20 protein-coding genes, 1 tRNA gene, 1 pseudogene and 1 other annotated feature are annotated in these 16,806 nt (G+C 64.9%); of the genes and pseudogenes, 15 read left to right on the forward strand and 7 right to left on the reverse strand.

Annotation, left to right across the window (positions count from 1 at the left end; genetic code table 11):
• Positions 1 to 3: 3 nt before the first annotated feature.
• Complete coding sequence (locus tag GE253_RS21930) at positions 4 to 918, reverse strand: DUF58 domain-containing protein (protein ID WP_153206273.1); 915 nt, start codon at positions 916 to 918, stop codon at positions 4 to 6.
• 13 nt (positions 919 to 931) lie between these two features.
• Positions 932 to 1,948, reverse strand: coding sequence for a MoxR family ATPase (locus GE253_RS21935; protein WP_247878811.1), 1,017 nt, complete (start codon positions 1,946 to 1,948; stop codon positions 932 to 934).
• A 149-nt stretch (positions 1,949 to 2,097) separates the two neighbouring features.
• Between GE253_RS21935 and GE253_RS21940 the strand changes: the two genes are divergently transcribed.
• From GE253_RS21940 to GE253_RS21965, 6 genes are all read left to right on the forward strand, one after another.
• Complete coding sequence (locus GE253_RS21940) at positions 2,098 to 2,685, forward strand: DUF1285 domain-containing protein (protein ID WP_153206274.1); 588 nt, start codon at positions 2,098 to 2,100, stop codon at positions 2,683 to 2,685.
• Positions 2,637 to 3,305 (forward strand): CoA pyrophosphatase, encoded by a 669-nt coding sequence (locus GE253_RS21945; protein WP_153206275.1) that lies wholly within the window; start codon positions 2,637 to 2,639, stop codon positions 3,303 to 3,305. The genes GE253_RS21940 and GE253_RS21945 overlap by 49 nt, the downstream gene beginning before the upstream one ends.
• A 77-nt stretch (positions 3,306 to 3,382) precedes the next feature.
• Positions 3,383 to 5,080, forward strand: coding sequence for an iron ABC transporter permease (locus tag GE253_RS21950; RefSeq protein ID WP_153206276.1), 1,698 nt, complete (start codon positions 3,383 to 3,385; stop codon positions 5,078 to 5,080).
• 152 nt (positions 5,081 to 5,232) lie between these two features.
• Entirely contained in the window at positions 5,233 to 6,123 is an 891-nt protein-coding gene (locus tag GE253_RS21955; RefSeq protein ID WP_348770929.1) for an RluA family pseudouridine synthase, read from the forward strand.
• Positions 6,080 to 6,490, forward strand: a complete 411-nt coding sequence (locus tag GE253_RS25940) for a hypothetical protein (RefSeq protein WP_173012769.1) — start codon at positions 6,080 to 6,082, stop codon at positions 6,488 to 6,490. Before GE253_RS21955 ends, GE253_RS25940 begins: the two co-directional genes overlap by 44 nt.
• A complete protein-coding gene (locus GE253_RS21965; protein ID WP_153206278.1) occupies positions 6,484 to 7,416 on the forward strand; it encodes an alpha/beta hydrolase in 933 nt (310 codons plus the stop codon). Before GE253_RS25940 ends, GE253_RS21965 begins: the two co-directional genes overlap by 7 nt.
• Here GE253_RS21965 and GE253_RS21970 read toward each other — a convergent pair whose 3' ends face one another.
• The 3 genes from GE253_RS21970 to secB all read right to left on the reverse strand — a co-directional run bounded on the left by GE253_RS21970 (position 7,417) and on the right by secB (position 9,852).
• Positions 7,417 to 8,832 carry a DegQ family serine endoprotease gene (locus GE253_RS21970; protein WP_153206279.1) on the reverse strand — a complete coding sequence of 472 codons (1,416 nt, stop codon included), beginning with the start codon at positions 8,830 to 8,832 and terminating at the stop codon, positions 7,417 to 7,419.
• A gap of 68 nt (positions 8,833 to 8,900) precedes the next feature.
• A complete protein-coding gene (locus GE253_RS21975; protein ID WP_153206280.1) occupies positions 8,901 to 9,143 on the reverse strand; it encodes a hypothetical protein in 243 nt (80 codons plus the stop codon).
• 208 nt (positions 9,144 to 9,351) lie between these two features.
• Positions 9,352 to 9,852: a protein-export chaperone SecB gene (gene secB, locus GE253_RS21980; RefSeq protein WP_153206281.1), complete on the reverse strand. Its 501-nt coding sequence runs from the start codon at positions 9,850 to 9,852 to the stop codon at positions 9,352 to 9,354.
• 175 nt (positions 9,853 to 10,027) lie between these two features.
• Between secB and GE253_RS21985 the strand changes: the two genes are divergently transcribed.
• On the forward strand, positions 10,028 to 10,585 hold the full coding sequence (locus GE253_RS21985; RefSeq protein WP_153206282.1) for a hypothetical protein: 558 nt from the start codon (positions 10,028 to 10,030) through the stop codon (positions 10,583 to 10,585).
• Positions 10,586 to 10,639: 54 nt separating this feature from the next.
• Positions 10,640 to 11,005 (forward strand): helix-turn-helix transcriptional regulator, encoded by a 366-nt coding sequence (locus GE253_RS21990; protein ID WP_153206283.1) that lies wholly within the window; start codon positions 10,640 to 10,642, stop codon positions 11,003 to 11,005.
• 179 nt (positions 11,006 to 11,184) lie between these two features.
• On the opposite strand, the gene GE253_RS21995 is transcribed toward GE253_RS21990, so the two are convergent.
• Positions 11,185 to 12,267 carry a porin gene (locus GE253_RS21995; protein WP_153206284.1) on the reverse strand — a complete coding sequence of 361 codons (1,083 nt, stop codon included), beginning with the start codon at positions 12,265 to 12,267 and terminating at the stop codon, positions 11,185 to 11,187.
• 160 nt (positions 12,268 to 12,427) lie between these two features.
• Here GE253_RS21995 and GE253_RS22000 point away from each other — a divergent pair, with 160 nt between their 5' ends.
• From GE253_RS22000 to GE253_RS22010, 3 genes are all read left to right on the forward strand, one after another.
• Positions 12,428 to 13,156, forward strand: coding sequence for a YggS family pyridoxal phosphate-dependent enzyme (locus GE253_RS22000; protein WP_247878812.1), 729 nt, complete (start codon positions 12,428 to 12,430; stop codon positions 13,154 to 13,156).
• On the forward strand, positions 13,149 to 13,742 hold the full coding sequence (locus tag GE253_RS22005; protein WP_153206285.1) for a DUF4269 domain-containing protein: 594 nt from the start codon (positions 13,149 to 13,151) through the stop codon (positions 13,740 to 13,742). The genes GE253_RS22000 and GE253_RS22005 overlap by 8 nt, the downstream gene beginning before the upstream one ends.
• A gap of 63 nt (positions 13,743 to 13,805) precedes the next feature.
• Positions 13,806 to 13,896, forward strand: a tRNA-Ser gene (locus tag GE253_RS22010).
• An 81-nt stretch (positions 13,897 to 13,977) separates the two neighbouring features.
• Here the strand turns inward: GE253_RS22010 and GE253_RS22015 are convergent.
• Complete coding sequence (locus tag GE253_RS22015; protein ID WP_348770930.1) at positions 13,978 to 14,277, reverse strand: tyrosine-type recombinase/integrase; 300 nt, start codon at positions 14,275 to 14,277, stop codon at positions 13,978 to 13,980.
• Positions 14,278 to 14,330: 53 nt separating this feature from the next.
• Between GE253_RS22015 and GE253_RS22020 the strand changes: the two are divergent.
• The 4 genes and pseudogenes from GE253_RS22020 (at position 14,331) to GE253_RS22035 (ending at position 16,777) form a co-directional block, all read left to right on the forward strand.
• A pseudogene (locus GE253_RS22020) lies at positions 14,331 to 15,561 on the forward strand (IS3 family transposase).
• Positions 14,612 to 14,730, forward strand: a sequence feature (AL1L pseudoknot). (Overlaps the previous pseudogene by 119 nt.)
• Positions 15,562 to 15,776: 215 nt before the next feature.
• Positions 15,777 to 16,205 carry a MerR family transcriptional regulator gene (locus GE253_RS22025; protein ID WP_153206287.1) on the forward strand — a complete coding sequence of 143 codons (429 nt, stop codon included), beginning with the start codon at positions 15,777 to 15,779 and terminating at the stop codon, positions 16,203 to 16,205.
• Positions 16,141 to 16,545, forward strand: a complete 405-nt coding sequence (locus tag GE253_RS22030; protein ID WP_153206288.1) for a carboxymuconolactone decarboxylase family protein — start codon at positions 16,141 to 16,143, stop codon at positions 16,543 to 16,545. The genes GE253_RS22025 and GE253_RS22030 overlap by 65 nt, the downstream gene beginning before the upstream one ends.
• A 28-nt stretch (positions 16,546 to 16,573) precedes the next feature.
• A complete protein-coding gene (locus tag GE253_RS22035) occupies positions 16,574 to 16,777 on the forward strand; it encodes a hypothetical protein (RefSeq protein WP_173012770.1) in 204 nt (67 codons plus the stop codon).
• Positions 16,778 to 16,806: the final 29 nt, after the last annotated feature.

Raw genomic sequence — 16,806 nt, forward strand, 5'->3', positions numbered from 1 at the left:
GCATCAATCCAGCCCCGTCGCCGCCGACAGCGACGACCAGAGCGACAACAGGGCCGTCTGCGGCGGCTTGTCGGTACGGTGCAGGGTCAGCGTCCAGCCGGCGGCCCGCGCAATGGCGGCCAGTCCGTCGCGCTGGGCCGCCAGCTTTTCCCGATAGGCTTTGCGCACCGCCTGCACATTGGGCACCAGCAGGCGGCCTTCGCCTTCCAGGCCGCGGAATTCCACCCGCCCGTCAAAAGGCAGGGTTTCTTCCGCCGGGTCCAGCACCTGCACCAGATGGCCACGCACACCCCGCCCGGCCAGCCGCGACACAGAGGCGCGCACCTGTTCCAGCGGGGACAAGAGATCGCCAATCAGCACGGCCCGGGCATGGCGCGGCAAAGGTTCATCGGGCGGCAGGCCACTGCCCTGGTGGTATGCGCTCTGCCCCGTCAGCCACAGGGCCAGCCGGGGCATGATGCTGCGCGCGGCAGAGGCCGGCACATCGCTGCCGGCCAGCGCCACCCGTTCCCCGCCGCGCACCAGCAGCACCGACAGGGCCAAGGCCAGCAGGTCGGCCCGTTCCCGCTTGGTGGGCAGCGCTTTACTGGAACGCCAATGCATGGACGGGCTGTCATCGCGCCACAGCCAGACGGTCTGCGCCGCCTCCCACTCATTCTCCCGCACGAAAATATGGGCGGTCTTGGCAGATTGCCGCCAATCCACCCGTGTCAGCGCGTCACCGGGCTGATAGCGGCGGAACTGCCAGAAGGTCTCGCCCGTACCCACCCGGCGGCGGCCATGCGCCCCCTGGGCCACGCTGGCCGCCACCCGTTCGGCAGCCAGCAGCAGCGGCGGCAGGGCCAGCGCCAGATCCTCGGCCCGGTGTTGCGCGCGCAGCGCCTGGGCGCCGAGATCATAGGGCAGGCGGGGGGCCATGGGCAAACCGCCGTCAGCGCAGCGGCGCGCAGAGCTGGTCGATCACATCGTCCAGCGTCACCCCGTCGGCGCGGGCGGAGAAATTCAGCGCCATGCGGTGGCGCAGCACCGGCCCCGCCAGTTCCACCACATCATCCAGCGAGGGCGTCAGCCGCCCATCCAGCAGGGCACGGGCGCGGGCCGCCAGCATCAGCGCCTGAGAGGCACGCGGGCCAGGCCCCCACGCCACATGCTGGCGCACGGCGGCCAGACTGCTGTCACCGGGACGGGCATTGCGCACCATGTCCAGAATGCCATCGACCACGCTGTCCCCCACCGGGATGCGGCGGACCAGGGCCTGCGCGGCCATCAAATCCACCGGGGTCAGCACCGTGGGTGCCGTTGCGGCATCGGCGCCGGTGGTGGCGATCATCATGCGGCGTTCGGCATCACGGTCCGGGTAATCCACATCCACCTGAATCAGGAACCGGTCCAGCTGCGCCTCTGGCAGCGGGTATGTCCCTTCCTGTTCCAGCGGGTTCTGGGTGGCCAGCACATGGAAGGGGCGGGGCAGCGGGTGGTAATGCCCAGCGACGGAGACGCGCCCTTCCTGCATCGCCTGCAGCAGGGCCGACTGGGTGCGCGGGCTGGCGCGGTTGATTTCATCGGCCATCAGCAACTGGCTGAAGACCGGGCCGGGGATGAAGCGGAAGGAACGCCGGCCATCCTGGCCTTCCTCCAGCACTTCGGAGCCCAGAATATCGGCCGGCATCAGGTCGGGCGTGCATTGGATGCGGCGTTCATCCAGCCCCATCACCGTGCCTAGCGTTTCCACCAGCCGCGTCTTGGCCAGCCCCGGCACGCCGATCAGCAGCAGATGCCCACCAGCCAGCAGCGTGACCAATGACAGGTCGATCGCCTGCTGCTGACCATAGATCACCCGGCCGATGGCGTCGCGCGCCGCCGCCAGCTTCACGCCCAGCGCCTCCACCTCCCGCAGCAGGGCCTGGGGGTCGGTCGAACGGCTGAAATCCAGGGTGTCTACCATCATCTTCCCTTGAAACCGGAAATGGGGCGGCAGGCCGGCGGCCCTTTATCCACTTAAGTGCAGTGGGTACCAGAACCAAGCCGTCACGACTATGTTATCAATAGGGCAGTGCAGTCGCCTGCCCATCCTCTACCACATGGTTTGATGCCGCCATGCCGGAAAGCAAGCAGAATAAGGCCCCCGTCTCCCTTTCCGCCGATCAGGCCGCCGGCCTGCTGGCCGGTGCCCGCAAGGGGCCAAGCGCGGAAGATGAGGCCTATGATATCCGCATCGCCCGCGACGGTACCTGGTACTATCACGGCAGCCCCATCGGCCGCCCAGCGATGGTGAAACTGTTTTCCACCGTGCTGCGCCGGGATGAGGCGGGTGATTTCTGGCTGATCACCCCGGCCGAACGCGGGCGCATTGTGGTGGAGGATGCGCCCTTTGTCGCAGTGGCAGTGGAAGCGACCGGTCAGGGCCGTGATCAGTCCCTGGTTTTCCGCACCAATCTGGATGAACAGGTGACTGCCGGAAAGGATCATCCCATCCGGGTATCAACGGACCCCGCGACAGGGGAGCCGAACCCCTATATCCTGATCCGTGGGCCGCAGGCGACCCCGTTGGAAGCACGCATCAACCGTGCGGTTTTCTACGAGCTGGTCGAACGGGCCGAAACGGTTGAGACGGAGCGCGGGGTCGAGATCGGGTTATGGAGCGAGGGGGAATTTTTTCCACTGGGGCCGATGCCGGAAGGCTGAGTATCGGCGAAAATGATATCCGCTCGGTTTTTCAGCGCCGTCGGCACCAGCCCTCGCGCCTGATTGATGTGCGCGGCGATGGGGATGGCAATCCCGACCTGTTGATTCCGGGGGAACTGCGCGAAGCCGCCGTGCTGGTGCCGCTGGTCGACCGGCCGGAAGGTTTTACCATCCTGTTCACCCAGCGCACCGCCCATCTGGCCAGCCATGCCGGCCAGATCAGCTTTCCCGGCGGCGGGGTGGAGCCGGAGGATGAAGATCCCCAGGCCACCGCCCTGCGGGAGACGGAGGAGGAGGTGGGCCTGCCCCGCCACCATATTGAGCTGCTGGGCAATCTGGACACCTATATCACCCGCACCGGCTATCGCGTGGTGCCGGTGGTGGGGCTGGTGCGTCCCCCCTTCATCCTGAACCCCGATCCCTATGAGGTGGATACGGTGTTCGAGGTGCCGCTTTCCTTCATCCTGAACCCCGCCAACCGCAAACGGGAAGGCCGCGAATTCAAAGGGGCCATCCGGCATTTCTGGGCCTTCCCCTATGGTGATCGCTATATCTGGGGTGCCACGGCGGGAATGCTGGTGAATCTGTGCGAGGTGCTGGCCGAGGTGATGGAGGGGTAACCGGGTTGGTGACGGGAAACCTCCCCCTACCCCCAAAATCCATTGCGACCCGTTCGCAAGAATGGGACAAGAAGGGCATGAGCGACCATTCCATGCCCCACCCCACCCCCGCCCGTCTGCCAATGCTGCGCCTGCCATCCGGCTGGGCCGTCACACTGAGCCTGATCGCCCTGCTGGTGGCGCTGCCGGTGTTGATTGTCGGCAGCCGCATCTTCCTGCCCAGCAATGGCGTATGGGAACATCTGGCCGGCACAGTGCTGGGCACATATCTGGTCAACACGCTGACCCTGGCGCTGGGCACGGCCGGCGGGGTGCTGGTGATCGGGGTGGGCACGGCCTGGCTGGTCACCATGTGCCGTTTTCCCGGCCAGCGCTGGCTTGAATGGGCGCTGCTGCTACCCATGGCCATGCCGGCCTATGTGATGGCCTATGTCTATACCGATCTGCTGCAATTTATCGGCCCGGTGCAGACGGCCCTGCGCGACACGTTCGGCTGGACCCGGCACGATTACTGGTTCCCCAATATCCGCTCCCTGGGCGGGGCGGTGGCGGTGCTGTCCTTCGTGCTGTACCCCTATGTCTATCTGCTGGCCCGCGCCGCCTTTCTGGAACAGTCGGTCTGTGTGCTGGAGGTGGCGCGCACGCTGGGGGCGGGGCCGTGGCGCAGCTTTGCCCGCGTGGCGCTGCCGCTGGCCCGCCCCGCCATCGCTGCTGGCCTTGCTTTGTCGATGATGGAAGTACTGGCCGATTTCGGCACCGTGCAATATTTCGCCGTCGATACCTTCACCACCGGCATCTATCGCACCTGGTTCGCCCTGGGGGAGCCGGTGGCCGCCGCGCAATTGGCCTCTGTGCTGATGCTGTTCGTCATGGCGCTGGTGGTGATGGAACGCTACAGCCGGGGCCGGGCGCGTTATTTCCATTCGACCGGGCGATACCGCGCCCTGCCCAGTTACCGGCTGCGCGGCTTGCGCGGGGGCCTGGCGCTGCTGGCCTGCCTGTTGCCGCTGGCGCTGGGTTTCATCATTCCGCTGGGTGTGCTGGCCCGGATGGCGGTGGCGGAGGGGGATTCCCTGTTCGGCCCCACCTTCATGAAACTGGCCGGCAATTCCTTTACGCTGGCCGGTATCACCGCCCTGCTGGCCGTGGGGCTGGCCAGCCTGATGGCCTATGGGCTGCGGCTGCAGCCCACGCCCTGGCTGAAGGGGGCGGCACGGGTGGCCGCCATGGGCTATGCCGTACCCGGATCGGTGATTGCCGTCGGCATCCTGATCCCGGCGGCACGGCTGGATAATGCCCTGGATGGTTTCATGCGGGCGCAGTTCGGCCTGTCCACCGGGCTTCTGCTGTCCGGCACGGTGACGGCGCTGATCTATGCCTATCTGGTGCGCTTCCTGGCCGTGTCCTTCAACACGGTGGAAGCCAGCCTGGGCAAGATCCGCCCCAGCCTGGATCAGGCGGCCCGTGTGCTGGGCCGCACGCCGGGTGCCACGCTGGCCCGCGTGCATATGCCCATCATGAAGGGCAGCCTGCTGACGGCGGGGCTGCTGGTCTTTGTCGATGTGATGAAGGAATTGCCGGCCACCATGATCGTACGGCCGTTCAATTTCGACACGCTGGCCGTGCGGGTCTATACGCTGGCCAGCGATGAGCGGCTGGGGGAGGCCAGCACCGCCGCCCTGATCATCGTGCTGGTGGGCATCATCCCGGTGGTGCTGCTGTCGCGCGCCATCACCAAAAGCCGGCCGGGTTCCAGCAGCGAGCAGGGTTTATAGCAAGGGTCATGGGCAATGACCGATGGAGGCAGCCCCGCCCCGCGTGCTAGAGCTGTCTTCGGTCTGCCTGCGAGCGGATTCACGCCAGGAGGTGATTTCACCTTTTGGCGATCCGCCCTGGACGAAAATGCTCCCCCTGCCAACCCCGCCGGATGATGATGACCGAGGAAGAATTGCTGGCCCGCCTGCTCTACCGCGACGGGTTGATGCTGGTGCTGGACAAGCCCGCCGGCATTCCCGTCCATGCCGGGCCAGGGGGTGGGGATAATCTGGAAAGCCATTTCGATGGCCTGCGCTTCGGCTTTCCCAACCCGCCTTCCCTGGCCCACCGGCTGGACCGGGATACCGCCGGCTGTCTGGTGCTGGGCCGCCACCCCAAGGCGCTGCGCCGGCTGGGTATCCTGTTCCAGGAAGGGCGGGTGGCCAAGACCTATTGGGCGGTGGTGGCCGGCCAGCCGGCGGATAATAGCGGCAAGATTGATCTGCCCCTGCACAAGATCAGCGATGCCAGGCGTGGTTGGCGCATGGTGGTCGACCGCGACAACGGCCAGCCCAGCGTCACCCTCTGGCGGGTGCGCGGGCGCGGCGAATTGCCGGGGATCGGCCCCATCGCCTGGCTGGAACTGAACCCGAAGACCGGCCGCACGCACCAGATCCGCGTGCATACCCAGTCGCTGGGTTGCCCGGTGCTGGGTGACCCGATCTATGGCGGGCAGCCCGACGGGACGGGCTTGCCGTTGCACCTATTGTCACGCGCCATCACCGTGCCCATCCAGGCCACCAAAGACCCGGTGACAGTGACGGCCCCGGTCCCACCGCATATGCGCGCCGCCCTGCTGGCCTGCGGCTGGGGCGATGAAGACCCAAGCACACTGAACCCGCCACCCCCGCCCCGACCGGAACCAGTCAGTCCCGTAGCAGGGGCTGCGTCACCAGCCGGCGCACCGCAATCCGCCCGGCCTGCTGCTGGCCCTCCAGCCAGATCCGGAAAGCCTGGAAATGCGCCGTCCCGTGGTGGTGGGCGAAGGCGCCCTCACCCCTGAATTCCTCCCACAGATAGAACACGGCCTGGTCATCTGGTCCCGCTTCCTCTTCCGGGCTGCGGGCCAGGCCGAAGGTGATGTTCTGCGGTTCCTGGCGGCTGCCCGCGACATTGGCGGAGACCCGTTCCAGGAATTCCGCCACCAGATCGGGCGCCACGGCCAGCCGTACCAGCCTGCCTTCGAAAGCCATCCTGCCATCCCTTCCATATCCACAACGGAAATTCCAGCCAGCATAAGCTCAGGACAGCCTCGAAGCCAATTTTCATGGTTGCATCGTCAACCTGAACACTTATTCACCTTCCATCTTCACGCCTTCGCCCGTACCCTGGCGGGCAATCAGGAAAGCCATGGGGGGATGCGATGCTGAAGCGGATTTTGCTGGGGTTGCTGGCACTGGTTCTGCTGGTGCTGGGCGGGTTTGTTGACTGGCTTTATACGCCCGACCGGTCACGCGGGGCGGCAGAGGCGCGGTTCAGCCGGGGGCCGCAGGATTTTGTCACCGTTGGCGATCTGCGCTTCCATGTCCGCCAGGAAGGGCCGGCGGGCGCGCCGGTGCTGGTGATGATCCATGGCAATGCCTCGCAACTGCAAAGCTGGGACGGCTGGGCCGCCGACCTGTCGCGCGATTACCGGGTCATCCGCTATGATCTGGCCGGCCATGGGCTGACCGGGCCAGACCCCGCCGGCACCTATGGGCCGGAACGCGATGCTGCCCAGTTGCTGGCCCTGCTGGATACGCTGGGCGTGCAGCGGGCCAGCCTGATCGGCAATTCGCTGGGCGGCCAGATCGCCTGGATTTTCGCCGCCGCCCATCCGGACCGGGTGGAAAAGCTGGTGCTGGTGGCACCCGGCGGCTATCCGCTGCCCGGCATCGGTTTCGGCCAGACAGTGGAGCCACCCGCCGCCGCCAAGCTGCGCCCCTATATCCTGAACAAGCAGACGGTGCGGCTGACCCTGTCGCCGCTTTACGGCGATCCCGCCCGCTTCGGGCCGGAAGCGGTGGACCGTTACTATGAAAGCTGGCTTTCGCCCGGCGTCCGCAAGGCCGGGCTGGACCGTCTCCGCGCCTATCGCATCGAAGATCCGACCGACCGGCTGCGCAGCATCCAGGCGCCGACCCTGCTGGTCTGGGGCGAAAAGGACTGGCTGGTCGCCTTCGCCACCACGCCGGCCAAGTTCCAGGCCGCCCTGCCCAACAGCCGGCTGGTCAGCTTCCCCGGCCTGGGCCACATGCCACAAGAGGAAGACCCGGCCACCACCGTGCCGGCGGTACGGGCCTTCCTGGCGGAATAGTTACCCCCCAACCGTGGTGGTCAGCGTCTGGTCACCGCGCCGGACGCTGATGGTCCAGCGGCGGGCTTGGCCATTCACCGCACCGGTCAGGTCACGCACGCTGTTGATGTCCTGATCATTGACCCGCAGCAGCAGGTCACCCGGCCGCAGGCCCAGCCCGGCGGCGGACGAACCGCGCGCCACATCCAGCACCACCACCCCATCGGATGCGCCTTCGAAGCGGATTTCCTCCACCAGGGCGGGGTTCAGGTTGGCAACCTTGGCACCGGCCAGCGGGTTGCGGCCGGTCACCACCGTTTCATCCCGCGCCGGGGTTTCCGGCGGGCCGATCAAGCGCAGGCTGAGGCTTTGTTCCTTACCCTGGCGCAGCACGGTCAGGCTGGTATTGCCGCCCACCGCCAGGGTGGCGACGCGATAGCGCATGGAATCCGGGTCATCCACGGCGCGGCCATTCACCGCCGTCACCACATCGCCCACCTTCAACCCGGACTGGTCGGCCGGGCCGCCCTTGCGCACCTGATTGATCAGCACGCCGGCCGGGCGGGAAAGCCCCAGGCTGGCGGCGATATCGCTGGTGACGGCCTGCCCGCCGGCCCCGATCCAGGGCCGCACCAGCTTGCCGCCGCCGCGTACGGCATCCACCACCGTGCGCACCATATTGGCGGGAATGGCAAAGCCGATGCCGATGGAACCGCCCGACCGGCTGTAGATGGCGGAATTGATGCCGACCAGCTTGCCATCCATGGAGATCAGCGCCCCGCCGGAATTGCCGGGATTGATGGCCGCATCGGTCTGGATGAAGAAATTATAGTCGGAGATGCCCACGGCCGTGCGCGCCACGGCTGAGACGATGCCGCTGGTCACCGTCTGGCCGACGCCGAACGGGTTGCCGATGGCCAGCACCAGATCGCCCACCTCCAGATCGTCGCTGTCATGCATGGCCAGCACGGGCAGCTTTTCCTTGCCCGGATCAATGCGCAGCACGGCCAGATCAACCTTTTCGTCTGAGGCCACGATCTTGGCCGGGAATTCCCGGCGATCAGCCAGCACCACGGTGATCTCATCGCTGCCCTGGATGACATGGGCATTGGTGACGATCAACCCGTCGGATTCCAGAATGACGCCCGACCCTAGCGAGCTTTCCACCCGTTCCCGCGGGATGCCGCGAAACGCCTCCCCGAAGAAGCGCTGGAACAGCGGGTCTTGCAGCAGGGGCGATACCTGCGTCTGCACCCGACGCTTGGTGTAAATATTCACCACGGCCGGGCTGGCCTGTTTTACCAGCGGGGCAAAGGACAGGGTGATTTCCGACCGGCTGGCGGGCGGGGTGCGATCCTGTGCCCAAGCCTGGGCCGGCAGGGACAAGGACAGGGCCAGCAGCGGCAGGGCGGCCAGACGAAGGGCTTTATGGGTCATGATGCGCGTCGAATTCCCAAAGATCCGCACCCGTGGCGACGGGGGTTAAGGGGCCGGGACAATCCCGCTCAGCAACGGGCGAGGCACCCCTGCAGCTCCGCGCTGCAGGTAGCCCCCATGCCGAAATCCGTCTTCCGGCTCTGGGCCGATTGCTGATCCATGCAGACATTGTTATCGCGGTTGCATTGCGCAATACAGGCGCGGCGCGGATCGAGGCCGTTGGAGACCTCCCGCTTGGCGGGGGCGGCCATGCAGCCGGCCAGCAGCGACAGGGCGGCCAACGCGACAACGGACTTCAGCAACGCATTCATCTTTGTTTTCCCGTCAGGAAAGAAGGCCTCTATCCTAGGCCCGCTTGCGCATCGCCGCCAAGCGACATGCAGCACCGGGCCCTGCGAGGGACGGGGACCACCCAGGGCATTCAGGAGCAACCAAGCCCACACTCATGCAGAGAATGACTGTGGGCTTGGGTTTGAGCACCGTTTGACCGCCCGCATCAGCAGGCGGCCGGGACTATCTTCACGCATTGCCCTGGGTCTGCGGCATTCCCTGGCCCAGCACCTGACGGCGGTACAGGTCGACAAAATCCAGCGGCTGCAGCAGCAGCGGCGGGAAGCCACCCTGGGAGGTCATGTCGGCGATGATCTGGCGGGCGAACGGGAACAGCAGGCGCGGCCCTTCGATCAGCAGCACGGCGCGCTGCTGGTCCTGCGGCAGCGGCGGCAGGGTGAAGACGCCGCAATAAACCAGCTCGGCGATGAAGGCGGTCATCTCGCCCATCGTCGCTTCCACACGCAGGCGCAACTGCACCTCCGCCACATTCTCACCCAGGGCCTGGCCCTGCAGATCGACCTGCAGGTCGATCTTCGGCTGCTCGGTGGCGGCCATCAGGCTGCGCGGGGCGTTGGGATTCTCGAAGGAAAGATCCTTGACATACTGCACATTGACGACGAGCGGCATGATCGGCGCGCTGTTGTCCTCGGCGGTATCGATGCCGTTGGCGTTCGTCTCGTCGGTCATGAAAAGGCCTGCTCCGGTTTGAAGGCGTGAACGTTAGGGATTGCCGGCGGGACTAGCACGGATAGGGTTTTCCGGCAATGGCGGCATCGTCCGCCACGTGCCGGAAGAGAGGTTTTGGCACGAGCCTGCACTTGCGTTAAGGTTGTGTAACCATCGGGGTGAGGATTGTCACTATATGTTATCCGGCGAATATTTCGATGAGATCGTGACCTTCTTGCGGCACATTGGCCTGCCCCTGGAAGTGGGGCCGTTCGGCGCGGAGGGGTTTCTGCCCGGTATCACCATTATCGACGGCGTGCTGCGGGTGGACCCGGCGCATCTTTATGTGTCCGGCGATCTGCTGCATGAGGCGGGGCATATGGCCATTGTGCCGGCACGGCTTCGCGGCAAGTTGGGCACCAACCTGGAAGAAAGCCTGCGCGATCTGATCACAGGCGATGATGACCCGCTGGCTGCCCTGGCCCTGCGGCACACGGAAACCATGGCGATTGCCTGGTCCTATGCGGGCTTGCGGGCCCTGAACCTGCCACCCTCGGTGATTTTCTTCGCCGGTGGCTATCGAATGGAGCCGGAACGACAACAGCGTTTCGTCAGCCTGCTGGACAGTGGCAATTTTTTCGGCATCGGTCACCTGGCCGCCATCGGATTGACCGGTCCATGCGGCATCATGGCGATCATGCAGCAGAACGGACTGGCCCCTTATCCGCAGATGACGAAATGGCTGCAGGATTGACGCACGCGCGCTATCTGTCGGGTGTGACCGTTCCTGCATTCCCAGCAAGGCCCCATGACCCCGTTTGGTGACCGAATCCGCAGCCTGCGCACCCGCAAAGGCGTCAGCCTGAAAGAGATGGCGGCGGAACTGGAAATCAGTTCCGCCTATCTGTCGGCTCTGGAACATGGGCGCAAGGGTCTGCCCTCGCCCATGCTGCTGCGCCAGATCTGCACCTATTTTGGCCTGATCTGGGACGAGGCGGAGGAGATGGAGCGGCTGGCCGCCATCAGCGATCCGCGTGTGGTGGTGGATACCGGCGGCCTGTCACCCGACCATACGCTGGCGGCCAACCTGATGGCCCGCCATATCAACCTGCTGACCCCGCATGAACTGGCCAGCCTGCTGGCCATCCTGCGCCGGCATGAGAAGAAGGGGTAAGGGGGCGCACCCTTAGCATTCGTCCATAAGTTTCTTAAGAATTTACAATCACTTAACCGGCATTCCCGCGAAGGCGGGAATCCAAAATCCGCGCTGTTGTATCGATTCCCGCCTTCGCGGGAATGACGGTGGAGAGGTGGCAAGACTCCGGAAAACTCAATAACGTTCCGGACAGACACTTAAACCCGCATCTGCAGGGTCAAGGCACCCGTCCAGCCCTTGGCGCTGACCCCGAAGCCGGGCAGCCGGTCGGCGTCATAGCGCACCAGATCGAAGCCCAGCGAGGTCTGTTTGTAGAAGCGCCAGGACAGGCCCATGCCATAGGCGGTGTAATCCTCCACCTGCCCGCGCTCGCTGGCCTGTCGCCAGATGGACAGCGCATAGGGCCCGTTCTCATAGCCGCCAGTCAGCGTATAGCCCCGGCTGGAGGCGATACCGACGGGCTGGCCGCTCTTGCCATCATCGGTCCAGACGAGCCCGGCGGAGAAGCCGCCATAGAGCAGCAGGCCGGCCAGCTTCAGGCTTTCCGTATCATGGATGCCGGCGGCCCCGGCATCGCCGCGCACATAGCCAGCCGCCAGCTCATAGGAGAAGGCCTGCCAGTCGCCCTGGTAATTCAGGCCGAATTCCCACATGTCGCGCTCGGGCGCGATGGCGGAGGGCTTCTTGATATCCTCCACCAGGCTCTGGCGCTTCCAGGCATAGGAGACGCCGGCCCGCAGGCCCATCACCCGTGGCGTCTCATACAGCACCTTGGTGGCATCGTCGCTGTCGCGGCCCAGATGGCTCCAATAGGGGGCGGCACCCGCCGTATGGTTCCAGAATCCATCCACCTGCCCGCCAGGCAGCAGGGGCAGCAGGTCCACCGCCCGCTTGGCGGCCCCATCCTCATCCCCCAGGCGCAGGCGGCCCCAGGCAGACGTGACATGCAGATAGGCTTCGTTGACCGTCAGGTCGGCATTATTGCCCACCCGGTCCTGGCTTTTCTCGTAATCGCCGGAACCGATGGTGGCGGACAGCCCATAGGACAGGCCGCTGTCGGTGGTGACAGTGCCGTTGCCGGTCAGGGCATAACCGCCATAGGCGTTCCAGCCATCACCGCTGCCGCGCGGGGCGTTGCTGGCCCGCACCCCCGTCACCTCTGCCACGCCATGCCAGTCGAACTGGATGCCATCGGCGGCAGCGGCCGGCAAACAACCCCCGATCAGGGCGGCGGCGAGCAGTGCAAGGCGGGCGGCACGGCGGGGCGTCGTCTGGGTCAAGGTTCTGCTTCCGGTGATTTTGACGGGCTTGGTTGTAACGGACTAGGTGGCCGATCCGGCAGGAATATGGCAGAGGTGGCGTATCCGGGCCGGATTGGCAACCCCGCAAGGCGGGGGGCCGGCCGTACCCGCCCCATCCGGCACCAGCAGGTTTCAGCAGATGAGCCAGAATTCCGCCCTCCCCGACATGCAGCAGGATATCGCCGCCAACCTGTCTGCCATCCGCAGCGCCATTGCTGCCCAGGCGGAAAGCGTCGGCCGCCGGCCGGATGCCGTCACCCTGATCGCCGTCTCCAAGGTGCAACCGCTGGAAAGGCTGGAAGCAGCCCTGGCGGCCAGCCAGCGCGTCTTCGGCGAAAACCGGGTGCAGGAGGCCAAGGCCAAGTTCCCTTCCCTGCGGGAACGTTATGCGGATATCGAACTGCACCTGATCGGCCCGCTGCAGACCAACAAGGTGAAGGAAGCCGTCGCCCTGTTCGACGTGATCCAGACCCTGGACCGACCCAAGCTGGCGGCGGCCCTGGCCGAGGAGGGCCGCCGCCAGGGCCGCCTGCCGCGCCTGTTTGTGGAGGTGAATACGGGGGAGGAACCGCAGAAGGCCGGGGTCACCCCGGCGGAACTGCCCGCCTTCCTGGCCGAATGCCGCGATCAGCATGGGTTGACCATATCCGGCCTGATGTGCATCCCGCCGGTGGAGGAGGAAGCATCGCTGCATTTCGCCCTGCTGGCGGAACTGGCCCGGCGCAACAATATCCCGGAAATCTCCATGGGGATGAGCGGGGATTACGAGTTGGCGACCCGGCTGGGCGCCACCTATGTCCGTGTCGGCACCGCCATTTTTGGCGAGCGGGTGAAACCGCACCGCGACTCTGAAGAGGCGCATGGCTGACGCCGCCCTGCCCGATTTCCGCCGGCTGGATTATCTGGCCCAGGGCAGCGAAGACCAGCGCCGCGCCCGTGCGGTGCTGGTTCGCCATGATCTGTTGGGCCGGCTGGCCCCGCTGGATGCGGCGCTGGCCGGTACCGTGCCGCTGGATATCCAGGGGCCGGGCTCTGATCTGGATATCCTGGTTACCGCCCCCGCCGAGCCTGCGGCCCTGATCCCCCGGCTGGACGCGATGTTCGGCACCCTGCCGGATTATCGCCGCCGGCTGGCTGATTTCATTGACGGCCCCGCCCTGGTGGCGGGTTTCACCCTGGAAGGCGGACCGGTGGAAATCTTCGCCCAGGCCCTGCCGGTGGAACGCCAGATGGCTTGGCGGCATATGCGGGTGGAGGCGCGTTTGCTGGCCCTGTTCCCGGCGGCGAAGGCGGCGATCCGCAGCTTAAAGGCCGCCGGCCTGAAGACCGAACCCGCCTTCGCCGCCCTGTTCAACCTGCCCGGCGACCCATATCAGGCGCTGCTGGGGCTGGAAAACCGCTTGGAAGTGGAGCTTAAAGCGTTGGAATTAAACGATATACAGAAATTTTTCTGATTTTCGCAACAGAATGCTTGCGTGGGGGGGCGGAGATCAGTATGTTCCGCGCCGCTCCAGTGCGGAGGGGTGGCCGAGTGGTTGAAGGCGCTCGCCTGGAAAGCGGGTATACGTCAAAAGCGTATCGTGAGTTCGAATCTCATCCCCTCCGCCATTTTCCCCAACGGGGCCTTGATAAATCATCACATTTCCTCCGTTTGTGACTAACCGGCTGAACCGGTTAGTCAATCGGTGTTCACTCTTTGCCCCCGATGGATGCTATTGCCACCTCGGCAAGCTGCTCTCGGTTCGCTTCCTGCGTGTAGCGTTCGACCTCTTTCATAGTTTTGTGCCCGGTGACGGCGGCAATCTGGTGCGTCGTGCATCCGGCTTCCGCCAAACGCCGGGCAACCGCCTTGCGCAGTCCATGGGCACTCAAACCATCGGGCAAGCCGGCTTCCTTGCAGGTGCTACGGAACCAGTTGCCCATGCTCTCAGCGGTGAAGGGCTTCCCGTATTTGGTTGTCAGGAACGCCAACTGTTCACGAGGTGTCACTGAACTGCGCCGAGTTTGCCGGAGGCTCCAACTCCTGAGTAGGATGGAGCATCATGAGCAAGACGACGAACAAGTTTTCCCCTGAGGTGCGCGAACGCGCGGTGCGGCTGGTTCTGAACAATGAGGGCCAGCATGGCTCGCGTTGGCAGGCGATCCTGTCGATTGCGGCCAAGATCGGCTGTTCTGCGCCGACCCTGAACGATTGGGTCAAGAAGGCCGAGGTGGACAGCGGCCGGCGTGCTGGCATTCCGACGGAGATGGCTGAGCGGATGAAGGCGCTGGAGCGGGAGAACCGTGAGCTGCGCCAGGCGAACGAGATTCTGCGTAAGGCGTCAGCATATTTTGCGATGGCGGAGCTCGACCGCCGGTCGAAATGATGGTGTCGTTCATCGATGCGCATCGCGATGCGCACGGGGTCGAGCCGATCTTGCCGAGGTGCTGCCAATCGCCCCATCCACATACTACAATCATCCTGCCGGACGGTCCGATCCAGAAAAACTATCGGACCGGGCGCGCCGGGACGCGGCGTTGCGACCGGAGATCCGCCGTGTCTACAAGGAGAACTGGCGGGTCTATGGCGTACGGAAGGTCTGGCGGCAACTGGGGCGCGAGGGGTTCGATGTCGCCCGCTGCACGGTCGCCCGGCTGATGAAGGGCATGGGTATCCAGGGCATCATCCGTGGCAAGCCGCACAGGACGACGATCCCCGACAAGAAAGCACCGTGCCTGTTGGACAAGGTGAACCGGCCGTTCCGGGCACCCGCGCCTAACAGGCTGCGGGTGTCGGATTTCACCTATGTCGCCACCTGGAAAGGGTTCGTCTATGTGGCTTTCGTCATCGATGCCTATGCCCGCAAAATCGTGGGCTGGCGCGTCAGCACCTCGGCGCAGGCTGGGTTCGTGCTCGACGCCTTGGAACAGGCCGTCCATGACCGCTGCCCCGCCAAAGCCATGGGCCTGGTTCATCAGAGCGACCGCGGGTCTCAATATCTGTCCATCCGCTACACCGAGCGACTGGCGGAAGCCGGCATCGAACCCTCGGTTGGCAGCGTAGGAGACAGCTACGACAGTGCCCTGGCGGAAACGATCAACGGGCTATTCAAGGCAGAGGTCATACATCGTCGCGGCCCCTGGCGCAGCGCCGAGGCCGTGGAATATGCCACCCTGGAATGGGTCGACTGGTTCAACAACCGACGCCGGCTCAAGCCAATCGGAAACATTCCGCCCGCAGAAGCCGAAGCCAACTTCTACGCAGCTCTGGAAACTAAAGCCATGGTCGCATAACTATTGAATTCAAGCCTCCGGCAAACTCGGACCGGTTCAGTCGGCCCGTCCACCTGAAACCGCGCATGCTGATCGCGGTGTTGCCACACAACTGGTGGCGGCCAAGGCCATGACGATGCCCCGCTCGGCTGCGCGGGGCATTATCAGAAACACCCTTGACTTAGAGTGCGCTCTAACTCGTATCTGTTTCTGCGTCGTGACGAGAACAGGTGCTCATGAAGATTGGCGAACTGGCGAAGCGTTCGGGATTGTCGGCCCATACCATCCGTTATTACGAGCGGATCGGGCTGCTTCCCTACGCGGACAGGGACCGATCGAGCCAACGGGACTACGACGCATCAATCCTGATCTGGATCGAATTTCTTGGGCGTCTGCGAACGACCGGGATGCCGATCCGGGACATGCTGCGTTATGCAGCTTTACGGGAGCGCGGCGTCGGCACGGAGACGGAGCGACGCGAGATGCTGGAACAGCATCGCGAGCGCGTCCGCTTCCACGCAACCGAACTGCAAGCCTCTCTTCTCGTCCTCGACACCAAGATCGCCGGCTACGCCGGCCAGGAACAGAGGATGAAGGACTATGACGCAACACCACCAGAGCGTCAGCGAAAGCCGGCTGGAACGCGGGCGGCGCGCGCTCGCTGAGATCGACGGCCAGGCCGGAGAGAAGGTCGTCGCCGCGCTGGCGGATATCGCGCCGGACTTTGCCACCTATCTGATCGAGTTTCCGTTCGGCGACATCTACAGCCGCCCCGGCCTTGATCTGCGCGCCCGCGAGATCGCCACCATTGCCGCGCTGACGGCCATGGGCAACGCGGCCCCGCAATTGAAGGTCCATATCGAGGCCGGTCTGAATGTCGGGCTGTCGCGGGACGAAATCACCGAGATCATCATGCAGATGGCCGTCTATGCCGGTTTCCCGGCCGCGCTCAACGGGCTGTTCGCCGCCAAGGAGGTGTTCGCGCATCCTGCTCGAACAAAATGACGAATGGGCGGTCCGGCGCGCCCGATACATGACACCGGAAACCATCGACCAGATGAGCGATGATCCCACCGTCAGCCTGCTGGCAATGGCCGCCCGATCAATCCGGCTAATGCCGGAGATCGCCGGATCGTACCGGCGAAGCTACCCCGCTCAGTGGGACATGATCGACAATTGCGGGACACCGGCAAAGGCTCGCATCGACCCGATTCCAGTCGTTTATATTCTTCGTTGAGAATGGCGGTTTTGAAATTGCCGGTCACG

The organism is Niveispirillum sp. SYP-B3756, from assembly GCF_009495745.1.
GTDB lineage: Bacteria > Pseudomonadota > Alphaproteobacteria > Azospirillales > Azospirillaceae > Niveispirillum.